20 protein-coding genes are annotated in these 19,060 nt (G+C 65.6%); 15 read left to right on the top strand and 5 right to left on the bottom strand.

What is annotated here, in order from left to right:
- The first annotated feature begins 103 nt into the window (after window positions 1–103).
- From lptB to leuC, 5 genes are all read left to right on the top strand, one after another.
- Window positions 104–829 (top strand): LPS export ABC transporter ATP-binding protein, encoded by a 726-nt coding sequence (lptB, locus tag L1787_RS23640; RefSeq protein WP_235711565.1) that lies wholly within the window; start codon window positions 104–106, stop codon window positions 827–829.
- Between the two features lie 62 nt (window positions 830–891).
- Window positions 892–2,238 carry an RNA polymerase factor sigma-54 gene (gene rpoN / locus L1787_RS23635; RefSeq protein WP_369415132.1) on the top strand — a complete coding sequence of 449 codons (1,347 nt, stop codon included), beginning with the start codon at window positions 892–894 and terminating at the stop codon, window positions 2,236–2,238.
- Between the two features lie 168 nt (window positions 2,239–2,406).
- The gene (gene hpf / locus L1787_RS23630; protein WP_235711563.1) at window positions 2,407–3,027 is read left to right on the top strand and encodes a ribosome hibernation-promoting factor, HPF/YfiA family; all 621 of its coding nucleotides are present in this window, start codon (window positions 2,407–2,409) and stop codon (window positions 3,025–3,027) included.
- A 4-nt stretch (window positions 3,028–3,031) separates the two neighbouring features.
- Window positions 3,032–3,499 carry a PTS IIA-like nitrogen regulatory protein PtsN gene (gene ptsN, locus L1787_RS23625; protein WP_235711562.1) on the top strand — a complete coding sequence of 156 codons (468 nt, stop codon included), beginning with the start codon at window positions 3,032–3,034 and terminating at the stop codon, window positions 3,497–3,499.
- Between the two features lie 390 nt (window positions 3,500–3,889).
- A complete protein-coding gene (gene leuC / locus L1787_RS23620; protein WP_235711561.1) occupies window positions 3,890–5,290 on the top strand; it encodes a 3-isopropylmalate dehydratase large subunit in 1,401 nt (466 codons plus the stop codon).
- Window positions 5,291–5,381: 91 nt separating this feature from the next.
- Here the strand turns inward: leuC and L1787_RS23615 are convergent, their stop codons facing one another.
- Window positions 5,382–5,792, bottom strand: a complete 411-nt coding sequence (locus L1787_RS23615) for a hypothetical protein (RefSeq protein ID WP_235711560.1) — start codon at window positions 5,790–5,792, stop codon at window positions 5,382–5,384.
- A gap of 84 nt (window positions 5,793–5,876) precedes the next feature.
- Window positions 5,877–6,761, bottom strand: coding sequence for a polyprenyl synthetase family protein (locus L1787_RS23610; RefSeq protein ID WP_235711559.1), 885 nt, complete (start codon window positions 6,759–6,761; stop codon window positions 5,877–5,879).
- A gap of 80 nt (window positions 6,762–6,841) precedes the next feature.
- Between L1787_RS23610 and mtgA the strand changes: the two genes are divergently transcribed.
- From mtgA to L1787_RS23595, 3 genes are all read left to right on the top strand, one after another.
- Complete coding sequence (mtgA, locus tag L1787_RS23605) at window positions 6,842–7,522, top strand: monofunctional biosynthetic peptidoglycan transglycosylase (protein WP_235711558.1); 681 nt, start codon at window positions 6,842–6,844, stop codon at window positions 7,520–7,522.
- 136 nt (window positions 7,523–7,658) lie between these two features.
- Window positions 7,659–7,844, top strand: coding sequence for a 50S ribosomal protein L32 (gene rpmF, locus L1787_RS23600; protein ID WP_235711557.1), 186 nt, complete (start codon window positions 7,659–7,661; stop codon window positions 7,842–7,844).
- A 116-nt stretch (window positions 7,845–7,960) separates the two neighbouring features.
- Entirely contained in the window at window positions 7,961–8,401 is a 441-nt protein-coding gene (locus tag L1787_RS23595) for a hypothetical protein (protein ID WP_235711556.1), read from the top strand.
- Window positions 8,402–8,458: 57 nt separating this feature from the next.
- Here L1787_RS23595 and phaR read toward each other — a convergent pair whose 3' ends face one another.
- Window positions 8,459–9,154, bottom strand: coding sequence for a polyhydroxyalkanoate synthesis repressor PhaR (gene phaR / locus L1787_RS23590; RefSeq protein WP_369415131.1), 696 nt, complete (start codon window positions 9,152–9,154; stop codon window positions 8,459–8,461).
- Between the two features lie 234 nt (window positions 9,155–9,388).
- Between phaR and L1787_RS23585 the strand changes: the two genes are divergently transcribed.
- A complete protein-coding gene (locus L1787_RS23585; protein WP_235711555.1) occupies window positions 9,389–10,573 on the top strand; it encodes an acetyl-CoA C-acetyltransferase in 1,185 nt (394 codons plus the stop codon).
- A gap of 297 nt (window positions 10,574–10,870) precedes the next feature.
- On the top strand, window positions 10,871–11,593 hold the full coding sequence (gene phbB / locus L1787_RS23580) for an acetoacetyl-CoA reductase (protein WP_235711554.1): 723 nt from the start codon (window positions 10,871–10,873) through the stop codon (window positions 11,591–11,593).
- A gap of 56 nt (window positions 11,594–11,649) precedes the next feature.
- Here phbB and L1787_RS23575 read toward each other — a convergent pair whose 3' ends face one another.
- Window positions 11,650–12,585, bottom strand: coding sequence for a calcium/sodium antiporter (locus tag L1787_RS23575; protein ID WP_235711553.1), 936 nt, complete (start codon window positions 12,583–12,585; stop codon window positions 11,650–11,652).
- Window positions 12,586–12,776: 191 nt separating this feature from the next.
- Window positions 12,777–13,670: a MurR/RpiR family transcriptional regulator gene (locus tag L1787_RS23570; protein ID WP_439648313.1), complete on the bottom strand. Its 894-nt coding sequence runs from the start codon at window positions 13,668–13,670 to the stop codon at window positions 12,777–12,779.
- Between the two features lie 100 nt (window positions 13,671–13,770).
- Between L1787_RS23570 and L1787_RS23565 the strand changes: the two genes are divergently transcribed.
- From L1787_RS23565 to L1787_RS23545, 5 genes are all read left to right on the top strand, one after another.
- Complete coding sequence (locus L1787_RS23565; protein ID WP_235711552.1) at window positions 13,771–14,541, top strand: N-formylglutamate amidohydrolase; 771 nt, start codon at window positions 13,771–13,773, stop codon at window positions 14,539–14,541.
- Window positions 14,538–15,140 (top strand): TRAP transporter small permease subunit, encoded by a 603-nt coding sequence (locus L1787_RS23560; protein ID WP_235711551.1) that lies wholly within the window; start codon window positions 14,538–14,540, stop codon window positions 15,138–15,140. The genes L1787_RS23565 and L1787_RS23560 overlap by 4 nt, the downstream gene beginning before the upstream one ends.
- Complete coding sequence (locus tag L1787_RS23555) at window positions 15,137–16,462, top strand: TRAP transporter large permease (RefSeq protein ID WP_235711550.1); 1,326 nt, start codon at window positions 15,137–15,139, stop codon at window positions 16,460–16,462. The genes L1787_RS23560 and L1787_RS23555 overlap by 4 nt, the downstream gene beginning before the upstream one ends.
- Window positions 16,463–16,546: 84 nt before the next feature.
- The gene (locus tag L1787_RS23550) at window positions 16,547–17,593 is read left to right on the top strand and encodes a TRAP transporter substrate-binding protein (protein WP_235711549.1); all 1,047 of its coding nucleotides are present in this window, start codon (window positions 16,547–16,549) and stop codon (window positions 17,591–17,593) included.
- Window positions 17,594–17,692: 99 nt separating this feature from the next.
- On the top strand, window positions 17,693–19,057 hold the full coding sequence (locus L1787_RS23545) for a glutamine synthetase family protein (RefSeq protein ID WP_235711548.1): 1,365 nt from the start codon (window positions 17,693–17,695) through the stop codon (window positions 19,055–19,057).
- Window positions 19,058–19,060 lie beyond the last annotated feature (3 nt).

The following is a 19,060-nucleotide window of genomic DNA, read 5'->3' as shown; positions in this document are numbered from 1 at the left end:
TTGGACGGCTTAGATGGATCAATCCGCCCCTCACGCGCGGCCCTCGTCAACCGGGGACAAACGAAAGGCGGGACGGAGCCGCCATGTAGCAGAGCAGGAACCGATGTCGCTCGGACTCGGGGTCGACAATCTCGCCAAGACCTACGGGCGGCGCACCGTCGTGCGGGACGTCTCGCTCACCGTGCGCCAGGGCGAGACCGTCGGCCTTCTCGGCCCGAACGGCGCCGGCAAGACGACCGTGTTCTACATGATCACCGGCCTCATCAAGCCGGACGCCGGCTCGATCAGCCTCGATGGTTTCGAGGTGACGCGCCTGCCGATGTATCGGCGCGCCCGCCTCGGCATCGGCTATCTGCCGCAAGAGGCCTCGATTTTCCGCGGGCTCACCGTGGCTCAGAACATCCTGTCCATTCTGGAGCTGACCGAGCCCAGTCGCGCGAAGCGGCGCGAGGCGCTTGCCGAGCTCCTTGACGAGTTCGGCCTGACACGGCTTGCGAATGCCCCCGCCCCGTCGCTGTCGGGCGGTGAGCGGCGGCGCGTCGAGATCGCGCGCGCGCTCGCCTCGCGGCCCGACTTCATGCTGCTCGACGAGCCGTTCGCCGGCGTCGATCCGATCGCGGTAGCAGATATTCAGGCTTTGGTGCGCCACCTCACCCAGCGCGGAATCGGGGTGCTGATCACCGACCACAATGTGCGCGAAACGCTCGGCCTCATTGACCGGGCGACGATTATTGCGGGCGGCGAGGTCCTCACCGAAGGCACGCCGGACGAGATCGTCAACAACCCGGATGTGCGCCGGCTCTATCTCGGTGAGCAATTCCGCCTTTGACAGCGGCCGGTAACGGTCTATTCAATGGGCATGCAAGGATTGCGCCAACGGGTTTCGATTTCGTGACACTATCCCTCAGGCTTGTTCAGTCGCAGCGCCAGACCTTGGCGATGACGCCGCAACTCATGCAGGCGATCAAGCTGCTGCAGATGTCCAACCTGGAACTGGAGTCGGCCGTCAGGGAGGAGGTCGACCAGAACCCTCTCCTCACGCTGGCCTCGCGCCCCGATTCACGCGGCTCGGGCCGGCGAGACACCGTCTCGCGCGACCGCTCCACCCTCGACCCGCTCGCCATGGTGGCCGCGAAGCCGTCCCTCGCGGATCACTGCGCCAGGGAGGTCGCCTCCCTCGATTTCGACGATGCGGAAAAGGCGATCGCCGCCTTCCTGATCGGCTCGGTCGAGGAGACCGGACGGCTCGCGGAGGGCGCGGAGGACGACGCCACCGAAATGCTCGGCGTCCCGCGCGCCGCGGTCGAGGCCACCCTCGCCAAGCTGCAGACGATCTCCCCCGCGGGCCTTTTCGCCCGCTCGTTGCCCGAATGCCTCGCCCTTCAGCTCGAGGACCGCGGCGTTCTCAGCTCCACCGCGCGCGGCATTCTCGACAATCTGCAACTCGTCGCCCGTCGCGACGTGCGGCGCCTCGCCGAGATCTGCGAGACCAGCGAGGACGATGTGATCGAGACGATGGCGCTCCTGCGCACGCTCGACCCGCGGCCGGGCCTTGCCTTCGACACCACCCCCGTCCACGCGATCGAGCCCGACGTCATCGTCCATCCGCGGCCGAATGGCGGCTTTCTCGTCGTTCTCGACACCGCGCGGCTGCCAAAGGTGTTGATAGATGCCGATTATCACGCCGAAATCGCCGCGACCGGAAATGCACAGGCCGTTTCCTTCGCCAATCAGTGCCTGCGCTCGGCACATTGGCTGACCCGCAGCCTCGATCAGCGCGCCCGCACCATCGTCAAGGTCGCGAGCGCCATCGTCACCCGTCAGCGTGCGTTTTTCGAAGGAACGGCGCAGCATGTCTCGCCGCTGACACTGCGCGAAGTGGCCGAGGACATCGGCATGCACGAATCGACCGTCTCCCGCGTCGTGTCCAACAAAGCGCTATCCTCGCCACGGGGTGTTTACCCTTTCCGCGCATTCTTCGCCGTGGCGATCGACGCGGCCGACGGCAGTGTTTCGGCAGACGCGGTGCGGGCGAAAATCCGTCAGATCGTCGACACGGAAACGCCGGCGAGCGTGCGGTCTGACGACGAAATCGTGAAGACCCTCAAGGCCGCGGGCATCGTGATCGCGCGCCGTACGGTCGCCAAATATCGGGAGGCGATGAACATCCCTTCGTCGGTCGAGCGACGCCGCATCGCACGGCACGAACGGACCGGCGCCGCGCAAGCGCGGCGTTGACACACGAGACGGCGCGAGCATAGAAGGCCGCGCCGTCGAAACGTGAGACGGCCGCGCACACGCGACATGCGCCCTTTTACCGCTTGGGATCGACCCGGGCGCAAAACGGGCTCAAATAAGAACGCAGCAGAAAAACGCTGCAGGGTGTCATCGACTAAAGAGGTCGCAATGTCTCTCACCATCGCCGGGAAGAATATGGACGTTGGCTCGTCCTTGCGGCAGCGCATCGAGGAGCGAGTTGCGGTCTCGGTCGGAAAATATTTCGACGGCAACTATTCGGGCCAGGTCACGCTGACGAAGAGCGGCGCGGGCTTCGAAGCCGATTGCACGCTTCACCTCGACACGGGCGTCGTATTGCGCACCTCCGCGACGGCGGGTGACGCGACGCAAGCCTTCGAGCAGGCCGGTGAGCGCATCGACAAGCGTTTGCGCCGCTACAAGCGCCGCCTCAAGGCCCACAATCACGGCCCGTCGAACAGCGACATGGTCACCGCCGCGAGCGAGTTCGTCCTCGCTTCGCCGGAGGAGGACGAGGAGCTCGAGGCCAACTATGCGCCGCTCGTCGTCGCCGAAGCACCGACAAAGGTGCGCACGATGACCGTCGGCATGGCCGTGCTCCAGCTCGACCTCATCGATTCGCCGGCGCTGATGTTCGTCAACGCCGCCAACTCGACGCTCAACGTCGTCTACCGTCGCCAAGACGGCAATGTCGGATGGATCGATCCATCGCTTGCCGGCTCCGATACCCCGCGGGAGACCGCGGGCAATGGTGCCTCGGCGGCGGGCTAGGACCATGGACATCACCGCGCTCCTGACCCCGGACAGCATCGTTCAACGGTTGAACGTTCACTCCAAGAAGCAGGCCATTCAGGAAATCAGCGCGGTTGCCGCCCGGCAGATCGGTGTCCCGGAGCGTGAGGTGTTCGACACGCTCCTTCAACGCGAGCGGCTCGGGTCCACCGGCGTCGGCAACGGCATCGCGATTCCCCACGGCAAGCTCGTGGGGCTCGATCACCTCTCCGGCTTTTTCTTCCGCTTGAGCGCCCCGATCGAGTTCGAGGCGCTCGACGATCAGCCGGTCGATCTGATCTTCGCCCTCCTCGCCCCGGAAGACGCCGGGGCGGACCATTTGAAGGCACTCGCCAAGATCGCACGCATCCTGCGCGCGCCCGGCATGGTCGACGAGCTGCGCGACGCCGACAATGCCCGCGACATCTACGGCCTTCTGACCCGCGCGGCCGCCGCGGCGCCGGTGAGCTGAGCGGACCACGCTCAGCCTCCACTCAGGCACCCTCGAGGCGGCCTCTCTCGATCTCGGCCCTGTTGAACAAACGGGGCCATCATCCAATCTTGTGTAAGGGACGCACGTCCGCGTCACCGTTCGGCCCATCCGAAGCGGACAAGATGTCACACCCGGCGCGCGCGCCGGGCGCGGCAGCCACCATCGGCCCGGCCGATCGGCGAGACGCACGCCGGCGCCGAGGCGACCGCTTCGAGCCGGCTCGACCCGTCGTCGCCCGCGCCCACCGATTGCGCCGACATTCGCGCCGGTGGCATTGTCCGGACGAAACCGATGCGTTCGCCGCTTGCCAAGCGCCGGCCGCGTTGGCATGTGAATTGGACACATGAAAAAGAGGGAGGCCTGAAGGCCATGTCGCCGCGCACGCTGTACGATAAAATCTGGGACGACCACCTCGTGGAAGTGTCCGAAGACGGCACGGCGCTCCTCTATATCGATCGTCATCTCGTACATGAAGTCACGAGCCCGCAGGCGTTCGAGGGGCTGCGTCTGGCCGGCCGCAAGGTTCATGCGCCGAGCCGCACCCTGGCCGTCGTCGACCACAATGTGCCGACCACCGACCGCAGCGCCGGGATCGACGATCCCGAATCGGCTCTCCAGGTGTCGACGCTGGCGCAGAATGCGGTCGATTTCGGCATCGAATATTATAACGAGCTCGACAGCCGTCAGGGCATCGTCCACATCGTCGGCCCGGAGCAAGGCTTCACCCTGCCCGGCATGACCATCGTGTGCGGCGACAGCCACACCTCGACGCACGGCGCGTTCGGCGCGCTCGCGCACGGGATCGGCACCTCCGAGGTCGAGCACGTCCTCGCGACGCAGACGCTCGTCACCCGCAAAGCGAAAAACATGCGCGTGACGGTGAACGGCACCGCGCCGCACTGGATCACCGCGAAGGACATCGTGCTGTCGATCATCGGCACGATCGGCACCGCCGGCGGCACGGGCTACGTCATCGAATATGCGGGCGAGGCGATCCGCGCCCTGTCGATGGAAGGCCGGATGACGGTCTGCAACATGTCGATCGAGGCGGGTGCCCGCGCCGGCATGGTCGCCCCGGACGAGACGACGTACGCCTACATCAAGGGCCGTCCGAAGGCCCCTTCCGGCGCCGCGTTCGAGCATGCCCTCGCCTATTGGCGCTCGCTGCCGAGCGACCCCAACGCCGTGTTCGACCGCGAGATCACGCTCGACGCGACGAACCTCCCGCCGATCGTGACCTGGGGCACCTCGCCCGAAGCCGTCGTCGCGATCGATGGGACGGTGCCGAACCCGGCCGATGTCGACGACGCCGGCAAGCGCCGCGCGATGGAGCGTGCGCTCGCTTATATGGGCCTCACGCCCGGCACGCCGATGACCGACATCCGGATCGACAAGGCCTTCATCGGCTCCTGCACCAACGGACGGATCGAGGATCTGCGCGCCGTCGCCGACGTCGTCAAAGGTCACAAGATCGCCGAGGGCGTGTCGGGGATGGTCGTTCCCGGCTCCGGCCTCGTGAAGCAGCAGGCCGAGCAGGAAGGCATCGACAAGGTGCTGATCGAAGCCGGCTTCGAGTGGCGCGAACCGGGCTGCTCAATGTGCCTCGGCATGAACGCCGACCGCCTCGCGCCGGAAGAGCGTTGCGCCTCCACCTCGAACCGCAATTTCGAGGGCCGGCAGGGTTTCCGCGGTCGCACGCACCTCGTCTCGCCGCAGATGGCGGCGGCGGCTGCGATCGCCGGCCATTTCGTCGACGTGCGCAAGCTCTAGCCGCACGCGCCGCCAAAGCGCGACCAGCGACAAACGAAAAGGCGCCCACCGGGCGCCTTTCTCATTTCGGCGAAGGGCGACCGCCGTCCGGTCAACGCCAGACCGGACCGCAGCTATTGACCACCCGGATGACACGGCCGCGCGGCGTGAACGTCGTCACCCGCACCCGGCAGGGGGCGATGCGGACCACGTTGCGCCGATAGTAACGCGGCGGCGGCGGCAGCGGACGGGCCCAGCGGCGCGGCGGAGGACGGTGGCCATGATGCCGGCCGCGATCGCCATGATAGCGGTGCCCGTGGCCGCGGCCGCGATAGCGCCGGTCGTCATAGCGGGACGGTCCATGCGCGAGCTGGACGCCCGTCGCCTGCGGAGCCGGCATGGCGCTACGCGTCTCGATCGTCCCGATGGTGGCCGTCGCCGCGCCTGCGGGCGACGTCAGCGTGAGCGCCGCCCCGGCGGTGGCGAGCGCCACGACCAGTGAGCGCAGGGTCGATAAGGTCATCTTTCCCACTCCGTGTTGGTGCAACGGGGCTCACATTGTGGGAAGCCGTCTGAAGCGTTCCTGAGCGGGGCGTTCAGCCGCCCTTCACGAACGACGCTCGGCGACGAACCGTGCCGCCTCGCGAAGGACGTCCCCGGCCGCGCCGAACGGGGCGAGCACCGCAACCGCCTCACTGACAATGGCGTCGAGACGCTTGTGCGCCGCATCGAGGCCGATGAGCGCCGGCACGGTCGCCTTGCCGAACTCGGCGTCCTTGCCGACGCGCTTGCCCGTCTCCTCCGCCGAACCCTCGATATCGAGGAGATCGTCGGCAAGCTGGAAGGCTTCGCCGATGAGGGCGCCGAACCGCGCGAGCTCGGTGCGCGTGTCGGCGCCGGCACCGGCGACGATCGCCCCCGCCTCGCACGCGCCGCGAATCAGCGCGCCGGTCTTCAACGATTGCATGAGGCGGATGCCGGGTTCATCGAGGCCGATCGCGTTGAGATCGCGATATTGGCCGCCCACCATGCCGAGATGGCCGCTTTCCACAGCGAGAAGATAAGCGAGCGGCCCGGCCGCCTCGGCCGGCACCGGCGGGCTGGTGATGAGCTGAAAGGCGAGTGCCTGGAGGCCGTCGCCGACGAGGATCGCCGTCGCCTCGTCATAGGCCTTGTGGACCGTCGGGCGGCCGCGGCGCATATCGTCATCGTCCATCGCCGGCAGGTCGTCATGGACGAGCGAATAGGCGTGGAGGCACTCGAACGCCGCGCCGACCGTCACCGCCGGCTCCTCCGGCCCGCCGCAGAGCCGCGCCGCCTCGATGACGAGAAAGGGCCGGAAGCGCTTGCCACCGCCCAGGAGCGCGTGATCCGTCGCGTCGAACAGCCGCTCGGGCGCCCTCTCGTCCGCCCGCATCTCGCCCAATCGTTCTGACAGGACGCGGTCCGTTGCCGCGGCTGCATGGCCGAGACGCTCCGCAAAGCCCATCATTGCCTCCTTATTGTCCTTGAATTGCATGTTAGGGGATGGCCCGCATCGGGGCTACGCTTACCGGTCGCCAAGGAGGATCCGTGCGCATCATTCTTCGAGCCCTCGCGGCGGCCGTCCTGACGGTGATCTCCGTCCCGCTCATCCTGACGGTGGTCTATGGCTTCATGGATCCGCCGTCGCTGCCGATCATGCGGCGTCAGGCCGAAGAGCGGCCGGCGGTTCAGGATTGGCGTCCGCTGTCGGAGATTTCGCCGACGCTGGTGCGGGCGGTGGTGATGGCCGAGGACGCGCGCTTCTGCCTCCATTGGGGGGTCGATCTCGCCCAGATGCGGATCGTTCTGCAGGATGCCCTCGACGGGCAGCCGCCACGCGGCGCGAGCACGATCACCATGCAAGTCGTCAAAAATCTGTTTCTGTGGCCGGAGCGCGACTATCTGCGCAAGGCGGTGGAGATTCCGCTCGCCTTCTGGATGGACCTCGTCCTCTCGAAGGATCGGATCCTCGAGATCTATCTCAACATCGCGCAATGGGGACCGTCGATCTACGGTGCGGAGGCGGCCGCGCAACATTATTTCGGCATCCCGGCCGCCCGCCTCAGTCGCGAACAGGCCGTCGCCCTCGCGACCATCCTGCCGGCGCCGGGCGCCCGCGATCCCCGCAATCCCGGTCGGCGCCATCGTGCGGTGATCCAACACGTCAATCGGGAGCTTGAACGCGCGCCGTGGGTCTTTACCTGTCTTCCATCCAACATTCGCCCTTGAATGGGCCGCAATCGATAACGAGGCGTTGCCATTGGCGCGTTGCGGCATTATAGGGCGGGGTCCGGCGGCTAGCGCCGCCTCCGATCATCGTTCACCGTTCAGGCCGCCCCGACGCGCGCCAAGAGGAGATACCATCATGGCCGTGCCCAAGCGGAAGGTCAGCCCCATGAAGCGCGGTTTCCGCCGCTCTGCCGACGCGCTGAAGAACCCGACCTATGCCGAAGACAAGGACACGGGCGAGCTGAAGCGCCCGCACCATATCGACCTGAAGACCGGGCGTTATCGCGGCCGCCAGGTTCTGTCCGTGAAGCAGGACGACTGATCAAGTTAAAAATGTGATCGGAATCGGAACGGAACTGAAAGCCTCGTTCGTCACTTCGATAATTGCGGCCCGTACAACGGGCCGGTAACTCACACAATTATCGAGGGCCGCGACTGATGGGCTTCTTTCCGTTCACGATCATTCCGCTCATTCTCTACGTCCTGGCCGCCCTCTTCCTCTACGACCACGCCAATTATGTCGTTGAGCCCGGCCAGGTGGCGCTGCATCCGTTCTGGAGCGAGGCGGTCCTCAGCTTCACGCTCGTATCGGGGCAGAATTGGGCGCTGTCCTATGGCGATCTGCTGATTACGATCGCGATCGTCTTCGTGCTGTTCAGCCTGTTGAAGACGGCGAGCACCAGCAAGACCACGATCCTTGGCAACATGATCATGGTTCTGGTGCTGTGCGTCTATATCATCTTGTTCCTGACGGTCGATTTCGCCGGCACGTCGACCTTCTTCATCCTCACGGTGATTGCGCTGGTCGACACGTTGGCGACGGTCTCGATCTCGATGGTCGCCTCGCATTCGACCATGGACGCCGTCCCGGACGATTGAGCGGCTCCGTCGTCGCGGACCACCCATGAGGCGCGGGGAGCAATCCCCGCGCTTTTCTTATTCGCCGCCGGATTTCTTCAGCGGCTCTTGGATGAAGCCATCGTCCTCGAAGCCGTCATCGCTCTCGGCGGCCGGCGTCGCGCTGTCGCCCCCGGCATCGGCGACGGGAGGCGACGGGACCGGCCGGGGCTTGGCGAGGGCATCGATACGCGCCTGCATCGAGGCGAGCTCTTGCCGCAGCGCAGCGACATCGTCGGCGAGGCCCTCGGCGTGTTGCGGTGCGGCGGCGGCGGGCTCGCTGTCCCGCGCGAAGGGCATGAACATGCGCATCGAGCGCTGGAACATGTCCATATTGCGCCGCACTTGCTCCTCGACCGCGGTAAAGGCCTGCGTCCCGAGAGCTTCGTTCACCTGCTTGCGGAGCTTTTCCTGATCGCGGGCGAACGAGGCGAGCGAGTGCTCCAGATAGGTCGGAACGATCGCCTGCATGTGGCCGCCATAAAGCGTAATCAGCTGCCGCAGGAAGGCGATCGGCAACAAACCAGACCCGCGACTCTCGGCGTCGAATATGATTTGCCCGAGTACACCTCGAGTAATGTCTTCCCCAGTCTTCGCGTCATGAACGACGAATTCTTCACCACGACGCACCATATCGGCCAGGTCTTCGAGCGTGACATACGCACTTGTACCAGTGTGATAAAGTCGCCGGTTGGCATACTTTTTGATCACCGTCGAAGGCTTTTCGCTCGGCATGCCCACCTCTAAGTCTATGAGTTCGGTTCCCAACGCGAGCGGCGCGGCACCGCTGGCTCACGCGTGATTCAGACTAGGACTAAAATTCGACAAACGCTAGACGAGTTGCTGCATTTGCGAACACGCATGATGCAAAATCGGTCGGTTGACACCGCAAAGGCGCGGGGTCTGTAGTCGACGACAACCTAAGGCAATGGCGCGGATCGCCGTTGCCGGTTTATCGAGGAGCAAGCCATGGCTAACGAAAGCGTGGTGATCGCAAGCGCGGCGCGGACCCCGGTCGGCGCCTTCAACGGGGCGTTCGCCACCACCCCGGCGGCCGATCTGGGTGCGGTCGCCATCAAGGGTGCGCTCGAGCGCGCGGGCGTCTCGGCGGACGAAGTGAACGAAGTCATTCTCGGCCAGGTCCTCACCGCGACCGCCGGCATGAACCCCGCGCGCCAGGCCGCGATCTTCGCCGGAATCCCGAAGGAATCGACCGCCTGGACGCTCAATCAGGTGTGCGGCTCGGGTCTGCGCTCGGTCTGCATCGGCATGCAGCAGATCGAGACCGGCGATGCCGACATCATCGTCGCCGGCGGACAGGAGAACATGACGCTCTCCCCGCACGCGGCCTATCTGCGCGCCGGCCAGAAGATGGGCGATCTCAAGATGATCGACACCATGATCAAAGACGGCCTGTGGGACCATTTCAACGGTTACCACATGGGCAACACGGCCGAGAATGTCGCCCGTGAGTGGCAGATCACCCGCGAGCAGCAGGACACCTTCGCCGTCGCCTCACAGAACAAGGCCGAGGCGGCGCAGAAGGCCGGCCGCTTCAAGGACGAGATCGTCCCCGTCACGGTGAAGGGCCGCAAGGGCGACACCATCGTCGAGGATGACGAATATATCCGCCACGGCGCGACGCTCGATAATGTCGCCAAGCTCCGCCCCGCTTTCGACAAGGAAGGCACCGTCACCGCCGGCAACGCCTCCGGGATCAATGACGGCGCATCGGCGATGGTGCTGATGAGCGAGTCGAATGCCGGCAAGCGCGGCATCACCCCGCTCGCCAAGATCGTCTCCTGGGCGACCGCGGGCGTCGATCCGAAGGTGATGGGCACCGGCCCGATCCCCGCCTCCAAGAAGGCGCTGCAGAAGGCCGGCTGGTCGATCGCCGATCTCGATCTCGTCGAGGCGAACGAGGCGTTCGCCGCACAGGCCTGCGCCGTCAACAAGGACATGGGCTGGGCCGACGACATCGTGAACGTCAATGGCGGGGCGATCGCGATCGGCCACCCGATCGGCGCCTCCGGCAACCGCGTTCTGACGACGCTGCTCTACGAGATGAAGCGCCGCGGCGCCAAGCGCGGCCTCGCCACGCTGTGCATCGGCGGCGGCATGGGCGTCGCGATGTGCGTGGAGAACATGCAGTAACGACGGATATTCGACACGAACGATGCGGGGCGGCCTTTCGGTCGGCCCGCTCCGCCGACCCGAATTGCACCGATCTCGAATTGCACCGACACAATTGCCAGGAACCGAATTGATCACGCGCCATTCCGGCGGACGCGCTCACACCAGATCAACCGCTTCGATCCCAGCGCCGCACGGTGATGGGCTGGGTCGAAGTGTCGGATGCGTCAGTAAGCATGGGTGCAATCCATGCAGCGGGCTACCGTTCGGAGTGGACGAATCATAGACTCGCACAGCGAGCACTGAGGGAGGAGTTCCATGACACGCATCGCGCTCGTGACGGGCGGTACTCGCGGCATCGGCGCCGCGATCTCTCGATCACTTAAAGCCGCGGGCCACACCGTCATCGCCAACTATGCCGGCAATGACGAGAAGGCGAAGGCATTCCACGACGAGACCGGCATCGCCGTCGTGAAGTTCGACGTCAGCGATCACGCCATGTGCGAGACGAAACTTGCCGAGGTCGAGGCCGAGCATGGGCCGATCGACATCGTGGTGAACAATGCCGGCATCACCCGCGACGGCACCTTCCACCGCATGTCATGGGAGAGCTGGAAGGCGGTCATCGACACCGACCTCTCGTCCCTCTTCTGCGTGACGCGTCCGCTCATCAACGGGATGCGGGACCGCAATTTCGGCCGCGTGATCAACATCTCCTCCATCAACGGCCAGAAGGGGCAGATGGGTCAGGCGAACTATTCCGCCGCCAAAGCCGGCGTGATCGGCTTCACCAAGGCGCTTGCGCAGGAGAATGCGCGCAAGGGCATCACGGTGAACTGCGTCTGCCCCGGTTATATCGACACCGACATGGTGGCGGCGGTGCCCGAAAAGGTGCTCGAAGGCATCATCGGCGCAATCCCCGTCGGCCGCCTCGGCCAGGCGGACGAGATCGGCAAGCTGTGCGCCTATCTCGCCTCCGACGATGCGGCCTTCATCACCGGCGCCACGATGACGATCAATGGCGGCCAGTATCTGGCCTGATCGTCGGGCAGCGGCTCCGATCGCGATGCGCCGCCCCTCGGGGCGGCGTTTTCGTGTCAGGCGAACTGCGTCTGCATCGCGATATAGACCGCGTAGAGGCCGAGAAGCACGCCCCCTTCCCAGCGCGTGACGCGCCGGCCCGTCGCGACGACGATCACGAGGATCAGCGAGATCGCGACCATCAGGGGAATGTCGAAGGTACGCATGGTGCCCGACACCGGGACCGGCTGGACGAGCGCGGTGACGCCACCGATGCCGATCGTGTTGTAGACGTTCGAGCCGAGAACGTTACCGAGCGCGATCTCCGAGTGACGCTTCAACGCCGCGACCACCGAGGTCGCGAGCTCCGGCAAGGAGGTGCCGACGGCGACCAGCGTCAGGCCGATCACCTCTTCGGAAATATTGTAGTGGCGCGCCGTCGCCACCGCGCCTTGCACGAGATATTCGGCGCCGACGATCACGAGGCCGAGGCCGGCGAGAAGGAAGACCACCGAAAGGGCGAGCGGCGTGCCGCTCGACGCCGGCACGTCGTCGAATTCGGCCGCGCTGCGCCGATCCCGCCGCACCGTCCACACGAGATAGACGGCGAGCGCGGCAACGAAGACGCCGCCGATGGGGCGCGTGATCATCCCGCTCGCCGCCGCGAGCGCGAAGGCGATCGCCGAGATGACGACGATCGATCCATCACGGATGACCACCTCGCGCGAGGTGAAGATCGGCCGCATCAGCGCCGCGATGCCGAGGATCAGCAGGATATTGGCGATATTGGAGCCGACGATATTGCCGACCGCAATGCCGGGCGCGCCGGCGAGCGCGGCGCGGACACAGGTGACGAGCTCGGGCGCCGACGTGCCCAATCCGACGATCACCACCCCCACCACCAGCGGCGAGATGCCGAGCCGCACCGCGACCGCGGAGGCGCCCCGGACCAACAATTCGCCGCCGATCAAAAGACCGAACAACCCTCCAACGATCTGCAGGGTCAGGATCATAAACTCACCAGCTTTCGGCGCCGCGGACGCGGCGGGGTGTGGGGGAACGCCGCCGTCCGCACGCGCGAACGCCTCCGGTGCCGACGCCGGAACGGGCATCGCACCTTTGTGTAGGAACGGCCCGTGCCGACTTCAATGCACACGCCGACGATGAAACGCGACGCGCTCCCCCGCGCAGCCGCGATGGCGGCTCAGCTCTTTCGCAGCGTCTTCGTCTGATCGAAGAGGTCTTCGAGCGTGCGCAAGCGTTTGATCCCGTCCTCGCCCGTTCTCGTCTGAAGCGCGGCGATCATCATCTCGACGAGGAGGAGCGTCACCACCGAGGAATCCCAGGCGGACGGCACCTCGATGCGGCAATGAAAGGCGTGCTCCGCCTCCTTCATCACCGGCGAGCCCCACTGGTCGGTGAAGGCGACGATCGAGACGTCCTTGGAGCGCGCCATCCGGGCAAAGCGCGCCGTATCCCGCTCATAGCGGCGCACGTCGAAGACGACGAGGACGTCGCCCGGCCGCATCTCGAGCACGTAATGGGGCCAGGTGTTGGCGTTCGGCGGAATGAGGGTGACGCCGTCGCGGATCACGTGAAGATGGGTGAAGAAATAATCCGCCAAAGAGCGGGTGATGCGGCCGCCGACGAGATAGATCCGCCGCTCGGGATCGGCGAGGAGGCGCACCACGGTGTCGAAATCGTCGATCGACAGATGGCGCAACGTGTTGCGCAGATTGTCCATCACCGCATCGGCGAAGCGGTTCACGATATGGGTGTCGGGCGCCTGTTCGGACCAGTGGTCGATCTTGTTGATCGGGTTCGAGATCCGCGCCTCGATCTCCGCGCGCAGATGGGACTGAAGGTCCGGGAAGCCGTCATAGCCGAGCTTCTTCGCCATCCGCACGACGGTCGGACTGGACACGCCCGCCGCCGCGCCGACTTCGGCGACACTCGACAGGCCGAGAACCGGATAATTGGCGAGGAGCGCGCTCGCGAGTTGTCGCTCGGCCTGGGTCAACGCCTCGTAGCGACCGCGAATCCGTTCGGCGACCGTCAGCTCTTCCTGCGGATCCATCGATCCCACTCCCTCCTTCATGACGCGCGCGCCTTCCGATTCAGCAGTCGCGTTTCAGAAAGCATATTGACAACCGAAACATTTCTGAAATGAAATCGACAAACGCAACTCAGGATGGCTCATGCCGCTCGCCGCCGTATCCCCCACCGTGGTCGACGTCATCAACGAAGACGGGCGCGGCGACGTCGTCCTCGTCTGCGAGCATGCCTCCAACTTCATGCCGGCCGAATTCGGCGGTCTCGGCCTCTCGGACGATGAGCGCCGCGCCCATATCGCGTGGGATCCCGGCGCTCTGCCTGTCGCCCGGACCTTGTCGGAAACATTCGACGCGCCGCTCGTCGCCGCGCGGGTCTCACGCCTCGTCTATGATTGCAACCGCCCGCCCGAGGCGGAGAGCGCGATTCCGGCGCAAAGCGAGATCTTCGCGATTCCTGGTAATCAGGACCTTTCCGAAGCGGCGCGCGCCGACCGCGCGGCCCGCTACTACAAGCCGTTCCGGGAAACGGTCTGCAACTTGCTAGATCGCCGTGAGGCGTCCGGGCGCCGTTCGGTGCTCGTGACGATCCATTCCTTCACGGCGGTCTATTTCGGTGTCCGCCGCGAGCTCGATGTCGGGATTATCCATGACACCGATCGACGCCTTGCCGATCCGCTCCTCGCGGCCTGCCGAAATGCCGGCCCGATGACGGTCTGTCTGAACGAGCCCTACGGCCCGGAGGACGGCGTGACCCACACCTTGCGCGAACACGCCCTCCCCCGCGGTCTCCTCAACGCCATGATCGAGATCCGCAATGACCTCATCGCCGACGATGACGGTGTCGCGCTGTGGGCCGGACGGCTCGCGGACGCCTTCACCGACGCCATCCCGCAAGCCCTCGCGCGTCCCGCATGAGTGAGCCGATGATGCCCCGCGCGGTCTGCGCCTATGTCCGCTGGGTCGAGGCGGTCGGCTGGTTCGTCGGCCGCGTCACGATGTTCATGATCTTCGCGATGATCGCGGTCCTCGTCTGGTCCTCGGTGTCGAAGAGTTTCCTCATCCCCTCGCTCTGGACGCTCGAGATCGCCCAGTTCCTGATGGTCTCCTACTTCCTGCTCGGCGGCGCCTATGCGATGCAGCTCGGCGACCATGTGCGGATGGATCTTGCCTATGGTGCCTGGTCGCCGCGGACCAAGGCGGCGGTCGATGCCGTCACGATCCTCTTCCTCATCTTCTATATCGTGATCCTCCTCTATGGCGGGATCTCGAGCACGATCTACGCGATCGCCTATGGCGAGCGCGCCTATTCGGCCTGGCGCCCTTATATGTGGCCGATCAAGGTCATCATGTGCGCCGGCATCGCGCTCATGCTCCTCCAGTCGATCGCCACCTTCTTCCGCGATCTCGCCGATGCGCTCGGCCGCAGCGTCGGGACGCCCCGCCTCGAGGAGACCGCGGCCGACGTTCCGGGCCATCAACCATCCGCAGATCATCGGCCGGAGGCGCGCTCATGAGCTATGACATGATCGCGATCCTCATGTTCTCGTCGATGATGGTGATGCTGATCTCCGGTCAGCGCGTCTTCGGCGCGATCGGCGCGGTGGCGGTGATCGCCGCGCTTGCGCTCTGGGGTGACGGCGGCTCGGAGCTCGCCTTCTCGGCCTCGATCAAGCTGATGAAGTGGTATCCGCTGCTGACGCTGCCGCTCTTCATCTACATGGGCTACATCCTCTCCGAGGCCCGCATCGCCGACGATCTCTATCGCGCCTTCCATGTGTGGTTCGGCTCTCTACAGGGCGGTTTGGCGATCGGCACCATCATGCTGATGGTCATCATCTCGGCGATGAACGGGCTCTCGGTCGCCGGCATGGCGATCGGCGCGACGATCGCGCTGCCCGAGCTCCTGCGCCGCGGCTACGACAAGGTGATGGTGACGGGGGTCATCCAGGCCGGCTCCTCGCTCGGCATCCTGGTGCCGCCTTCGGTCGTCCTCGTCCTCTATGGGATGATCGCGCGTCAGCCGGTCGGCCAGCTCTGGCTCGCGGGAGCCCTCCCGGGGCTCATGATGGCGAGCCTCTTCGTTCTTTATATCGCCGTGCGCTGCCGCCTTCAGCCTTCGCTCGGCCCCGCTTTGCCGGAGGACGAGCGCAATGCGATCCCGATGCGGGAGAAGCTCGCCCTCGCGCGCGCCGGCATTATCCCCTTCCTGATCTTCTTCTTCATGACCGGGCTCTTCGTCATGGGCTATACGAGCCTCGTCGAAAGCTCCGCCGTCGGCGCGCTCGGCGCGACCTTCGCCGCGTTGGTGAAGGGCCGCCTCAATTGGCGCGTGATGGAGACGACGCTGCGCAAGACGCTCGGCGTGACCTGCATGTTCATGTGGATCATCCTCGCCGCCCTCGCCTTCGGCGCGGTGTTCGACGGGCTCGGCGCGGTCAAGGCGATCGAGGGCTTCTTCGTCCAGGATCTCGGCCTCGGGCCGTGGGAGATCCTGATCCTGATGCAGCTCTCCTACCTCCTGATGGGCACCTTTCTCGACGATACGGCGATGCTCGTCATCGTCGCCCCGCTTTACGTGCCTCTCGTCAACGCGCTCGGCTTCAACCTCATCTGGTACGGCGTGCTCTACACGATCACCTGCCAGATCGCGTATATGACGCCGCCCTTCGGCTACAACCTCTTCCTGATGCGCGCCATGGCGCCGCCCGAGGTGTCGCTCAAGGACATCTATCGCTCCATCATCCCGTTCGTCGGCGTCATGCTGTTCGGCCTCGTCATCGTGATGGTGTTCCCGCAGATCGCCCTTTGGCTGCCCGAAACCCTCTATGCGCGCTAACGGCAGCCCTCTCGTCGCGCCCGCCGGCCGACGCCCTCCCGAGTCAGTCCCCCTTCGCGCGCAGCACCGAGCAAGAGGTGAACCATGACGAACAGGCGTAAGTTTCTGAAAACCGCCGGCATGGGGAGCGCGGCCGTGCTCGCCGCGCCGGCCGTCGCCCGCGCGCAGGAGCCGATCCGCTGGCGCTTCCAGACCTATGCGGGCTCCGCCCTCGGCCAGTATGTGACGAAGCCGATCATCGACGCCTTCAACGCCGCGGCGAACGGCGAAATGGAGATCGAGCTTTATTATGCCGATCAGCTCGTCCCCACGGGCGAGCTCTTCCGCGCCCTCCAGCGCGGCACCATCGACGCCGTCCACTCCGACGACGATTCGATGGCGGCCCCGGTCGATATCGCGATCTTCGGCGGTTATTTCCCCTTCGCGACGCATCACGCGCTCGACGTGCCGGTCCTCTTCAAGCAATACGGGCTCGCCGACATCTGGTCGGAGGCCTATGACGAAGTCGGCGTCAAATGGCTCTCCGCCGCGGGCCAGGATCCGTGCTGCTTCAACACGGTGAACCCGATCCGCAGCCTCTCCGACCTTCAAGGCCTGCGCCTTTACACCTTCCCCACGGCCGGACGCTTCTTGTCCCAATTCGGCCTCGTCCCGGTGTCGATCCCCTACGAGGACGCCGAGGTCGCGGTGCAGACCGGCGAGCTCGACGGAATGGCCTGGTCCGGCATCACCGAGGACTACACCGTCGGCTGGGCCGACGTGACGAACTATTTCTGCACCAACTCGATCTCGGGCGCCTGGATCGGCTCCTTCTACGTCAATGCCGATCGTTGGGCCGAGCTGCCGGAGCACCTCCAGTCGCTGCTTCTCGCGACGATCGAAGCGGGTCACTTCTATCGCAACCAATGGTATTGGGGTGGCGAGCAGAAGCTGCGCGTCGAGGGCGACAAGCTGGAGCTGACGTCGATCCCGGACGCCGAATGGGACGAGGTGGAGAATGCCGCCATCGAGTTCTGGGACGAGGCGGCCGCGATCAGCGATCGCGCGGCGAAGGTGGTCGACGTCTTCCGCACCTACAACCGTATCCAGCGCGGCGCAGGCCAGCCCTATCGCTGCACGATCTCGACCTGACGCATCGCGGCGCGACCGGTCCGGGACCGGCCGCGCCGTCAGACTGACGGCGGCGTCTTCGGCGCCGCCGCACGCCCTTTCACTCCGCGAGCGAGCCTCATGCCTGGAAATCTCACCCTCGACGCACTGAAGGACGCGGTCGCCGACGGGACGATCGACACCGTCCTCGTCGCCCTCGTCGACATGCAGGGGCGCCTCATCGGCAAGCGCTTCCACGCGCAATTCTTCATCGAGAACGCCCACGCCGAGACGCACGCTTGCGACTATCTCCTCGCGAACGATCTCGATATGGAGCCCGTGCCGGGCTATGCGGCGACCAATTGGGCGACCGGCTACGGCGATTTCGTGCTGAAGCCCGACATGGCGACGCTGCGGCGCCTCCCGTGGCTCGACGGCACCGCCCTCGTCCTCGCCGACGTGCTCGACCACCATCACGACCCGGTGCCGCACAGCCCGCGCGCCCTCCTGAAGCGCCAGGTCGACCGGCTCGCCGAGCGGGGCTGGACGGCGAACGCCGCGACCGAGCTCGAATTCTATCTCTTCGAGGACAGCTACCGCGCCGCGCACGAGAAGAACTATTCGAGCCTCACGCCTTCCGCCTATTATATCGAAGATTACAATATCCTTCAGACCACCAAGGAAGAGCCGGTGATGCGGGCGATCCGCAACGGGCTCTTCGGCGCGGGTATTCCGATCGAGAATTCCAAGGGCGAATGGGGCCCCGGCCAGGAAGAGCTGAACGTCCACTATTCCGACGCGCTCGAAACCGCCGACCGTCACGTCATCCTGAAGAACGGCGTCAAGGAGATCGCCTATCTTCACGGCAAGGCGATCACCTTCATGGCGAAGTGGGACTATCAGCTCGCCGGCTCGTCGAGCCACATCCACATGTCGCTCGCCGATCGGACCGGCGCGCCGCTCTTCCACGACCCGTCCCGCCCGCACGGCATGTCGGCGACGATGGAGGCGTTCCTCGCCGGCCAGCTCAAATATTCGGCCGACATCACCTGGTGCCTCGCGCCCTATATCAACTCCTATAAGCGCTTCCAGGTCGGCACCTTCGCGCCCACCAAGATCGTCTGGTCGCGGGACAACCGCACCGCGGGCTACCGCGTCGTCGGCGAGGGGACGAAGGCGGTGCGCGCCGAATGCCGGATCGGCGGGGCGGATCTCAATCCCTACCTATCCCTCGCCGCGCTGATCGCGGCCGGCCTCGCCGGGATCGACGAGAAACTCACCCTCGAGCCCGAATTCGTCGGCGACGCGTATCTGTCCGAAGAGGTGACGGAGATCCCGAAGACGCTGCGCGAAGCGACCGCCGCGATGCGTGCCTCGACGCTGTTGCGCGACGCGTTCGGCGCCCCCGTCCTCGAGCATTATGCCCACACCGCCGATTGGGAGCAGCTCGAATATGACCGCCGCGTCACCGACTGGGAAGTCCGGCGCGGCTTTGAGCGAGCATGAGGC

The sequence above is a fragment of the Acuticoccus kalidii genome, from assembly GCF_021556395.1.
GTDB classification, from domain to species: Bacteria; Pseudomonadota; Alphaproteobacteria; order Rhizobiales; family Amorphaceae; genus Acuticoccus; species Acuticoccus kalidii.
Note: the sequence above shows the minus strand (reverse complement) of the source record. Positions and strands in the feature narration are given on the sequence as shown.

Excerpts from the sequence above, each read along its gene's own strand:
- L1787_RS23545 (WP_235711548.1), top strand. The coding sequence starts at position 17,693 with ATGCCTGGAAATCTCACCCTCGACGCACTGAAGGACGCGGTCGCCGAC.
- rpmF (WP_235711557.1), top strand. The coding sequence starts at position 7,659 with ATGGCCGTGCCCAAGCGGAAGGTCAGCCCCATGAAGCGCGGTTTCCGC.
- lptB (WP_235711565.1), top strand. The coding sequence starts at position 104 with ATGTCGCTCGGACTCGGGGTCGACAATCTCGCCAAGACCTACGGGCGG.
- phbB (WP_235711554.1), top strand. The coding sequence starts at position 10,871 with ATGACACGCATCGCGCTCGTGACGGGCGGTACTCGCGGCATCGGCGCC.
- ptsN (WP_235711562.1), top strand. The coding sequence starts at position 3,032 with ATGGACATCACCGCGCTCCTGACCCCGGACAGCATCGTTCAACGGTTG.
- L1787_RS23610 (WP_235711559.1), bottom strand. The coding sequence starts at position 6,761 with ATGATGGGCTTTGCGGAGCGTCTCGGCCATGCAGCCGCGGCAACGGAC.
- leuC (WP_235711561.1), top strand. The coding sequence starts at position 3,890 with ATGTCGCCGCGCACGCTGTACGATAAAATCTGGGACGACCACCTCGTG.
- L1787_RS23560 (WP_235711551.1), top strand. The coding sequence starts at position 14,538 with ATGAGTGAGCCGATGATGCCCCGCGCGGTCTGCGCCTATGTCCGCTGG.
- L1787_RS23585 (WP_235711555.1), top strand. The coding sequence starts at position 9,389 with ATGGCTAACGAAAGCGTGGTGATCGCAAGCGCGGCGCGGACCCCGGTC.
- L1787_RS23550 (WP_235711549.1), top strand. The coding sequence starts at position 16,547 with ATGACGAACAGGCGTAAGTTTCTGAAAACCGCCGGCATGGGGAGCGCG.
- L1787_RS23595 (WP_235711556.1), top strand. The coding sequence starts at position 7,961 with ATGGGCTTCTTTCCGTTCACGATCATTCCGCTCATTCTCTACGTCCTG.
- L1787_RS23570 (WP_439648313.1), bottom strand. The coding sequence starts at position 13,670 with ATGAAGGAGGGAGTGGGATCGATGGATCCGCAGGAAGAGCTGACGGTC.
- L1787_RS23575 (WP_235711553.1), bottom strand. The coding sequence starts at position 12,585 with ATGATCCTGACCCTGCAGATCGTTGGAGGGTTGTTCGGTCTTTTGATC.
- L1787_RS23615 (WP_235711560.1), bottom strand. The coding sequence starts at position 5,792 with ATGACCTTATCGACCCTGCGCTCACTGGTCGTGGCGCTCGCCACCGCC.
- phaR (WP_369415131.1), bottom strand. The coding sequence starts at position 9,154 with ATGCCGAGCGAAAAGCCTTCGACGGTGATCAAAAAGTATGCCAACCGG.
- hpf (WP_235711563.1), top strand. The coding sequence starts at position 2,407 with ATGTCTCTCACCATCGCCGGGAAGAATATGGACGTTGGCTCGTCCTTG.
- L1787_RS23555 (WP_235711550.1), top strand. The coding sequence starts at position 15,137 with ATGAGCTATGACATGATCGCGATCCTCATGTTCTCGTCGATGATGGTG.
- L1787_RS23565 (WP_235711552.1), top strand. The coding sequence starts at position 13,771 with ATGCCGCTCGCCGCCGTATCCCCCACCGTGGTCGACGTCATCAACGAA.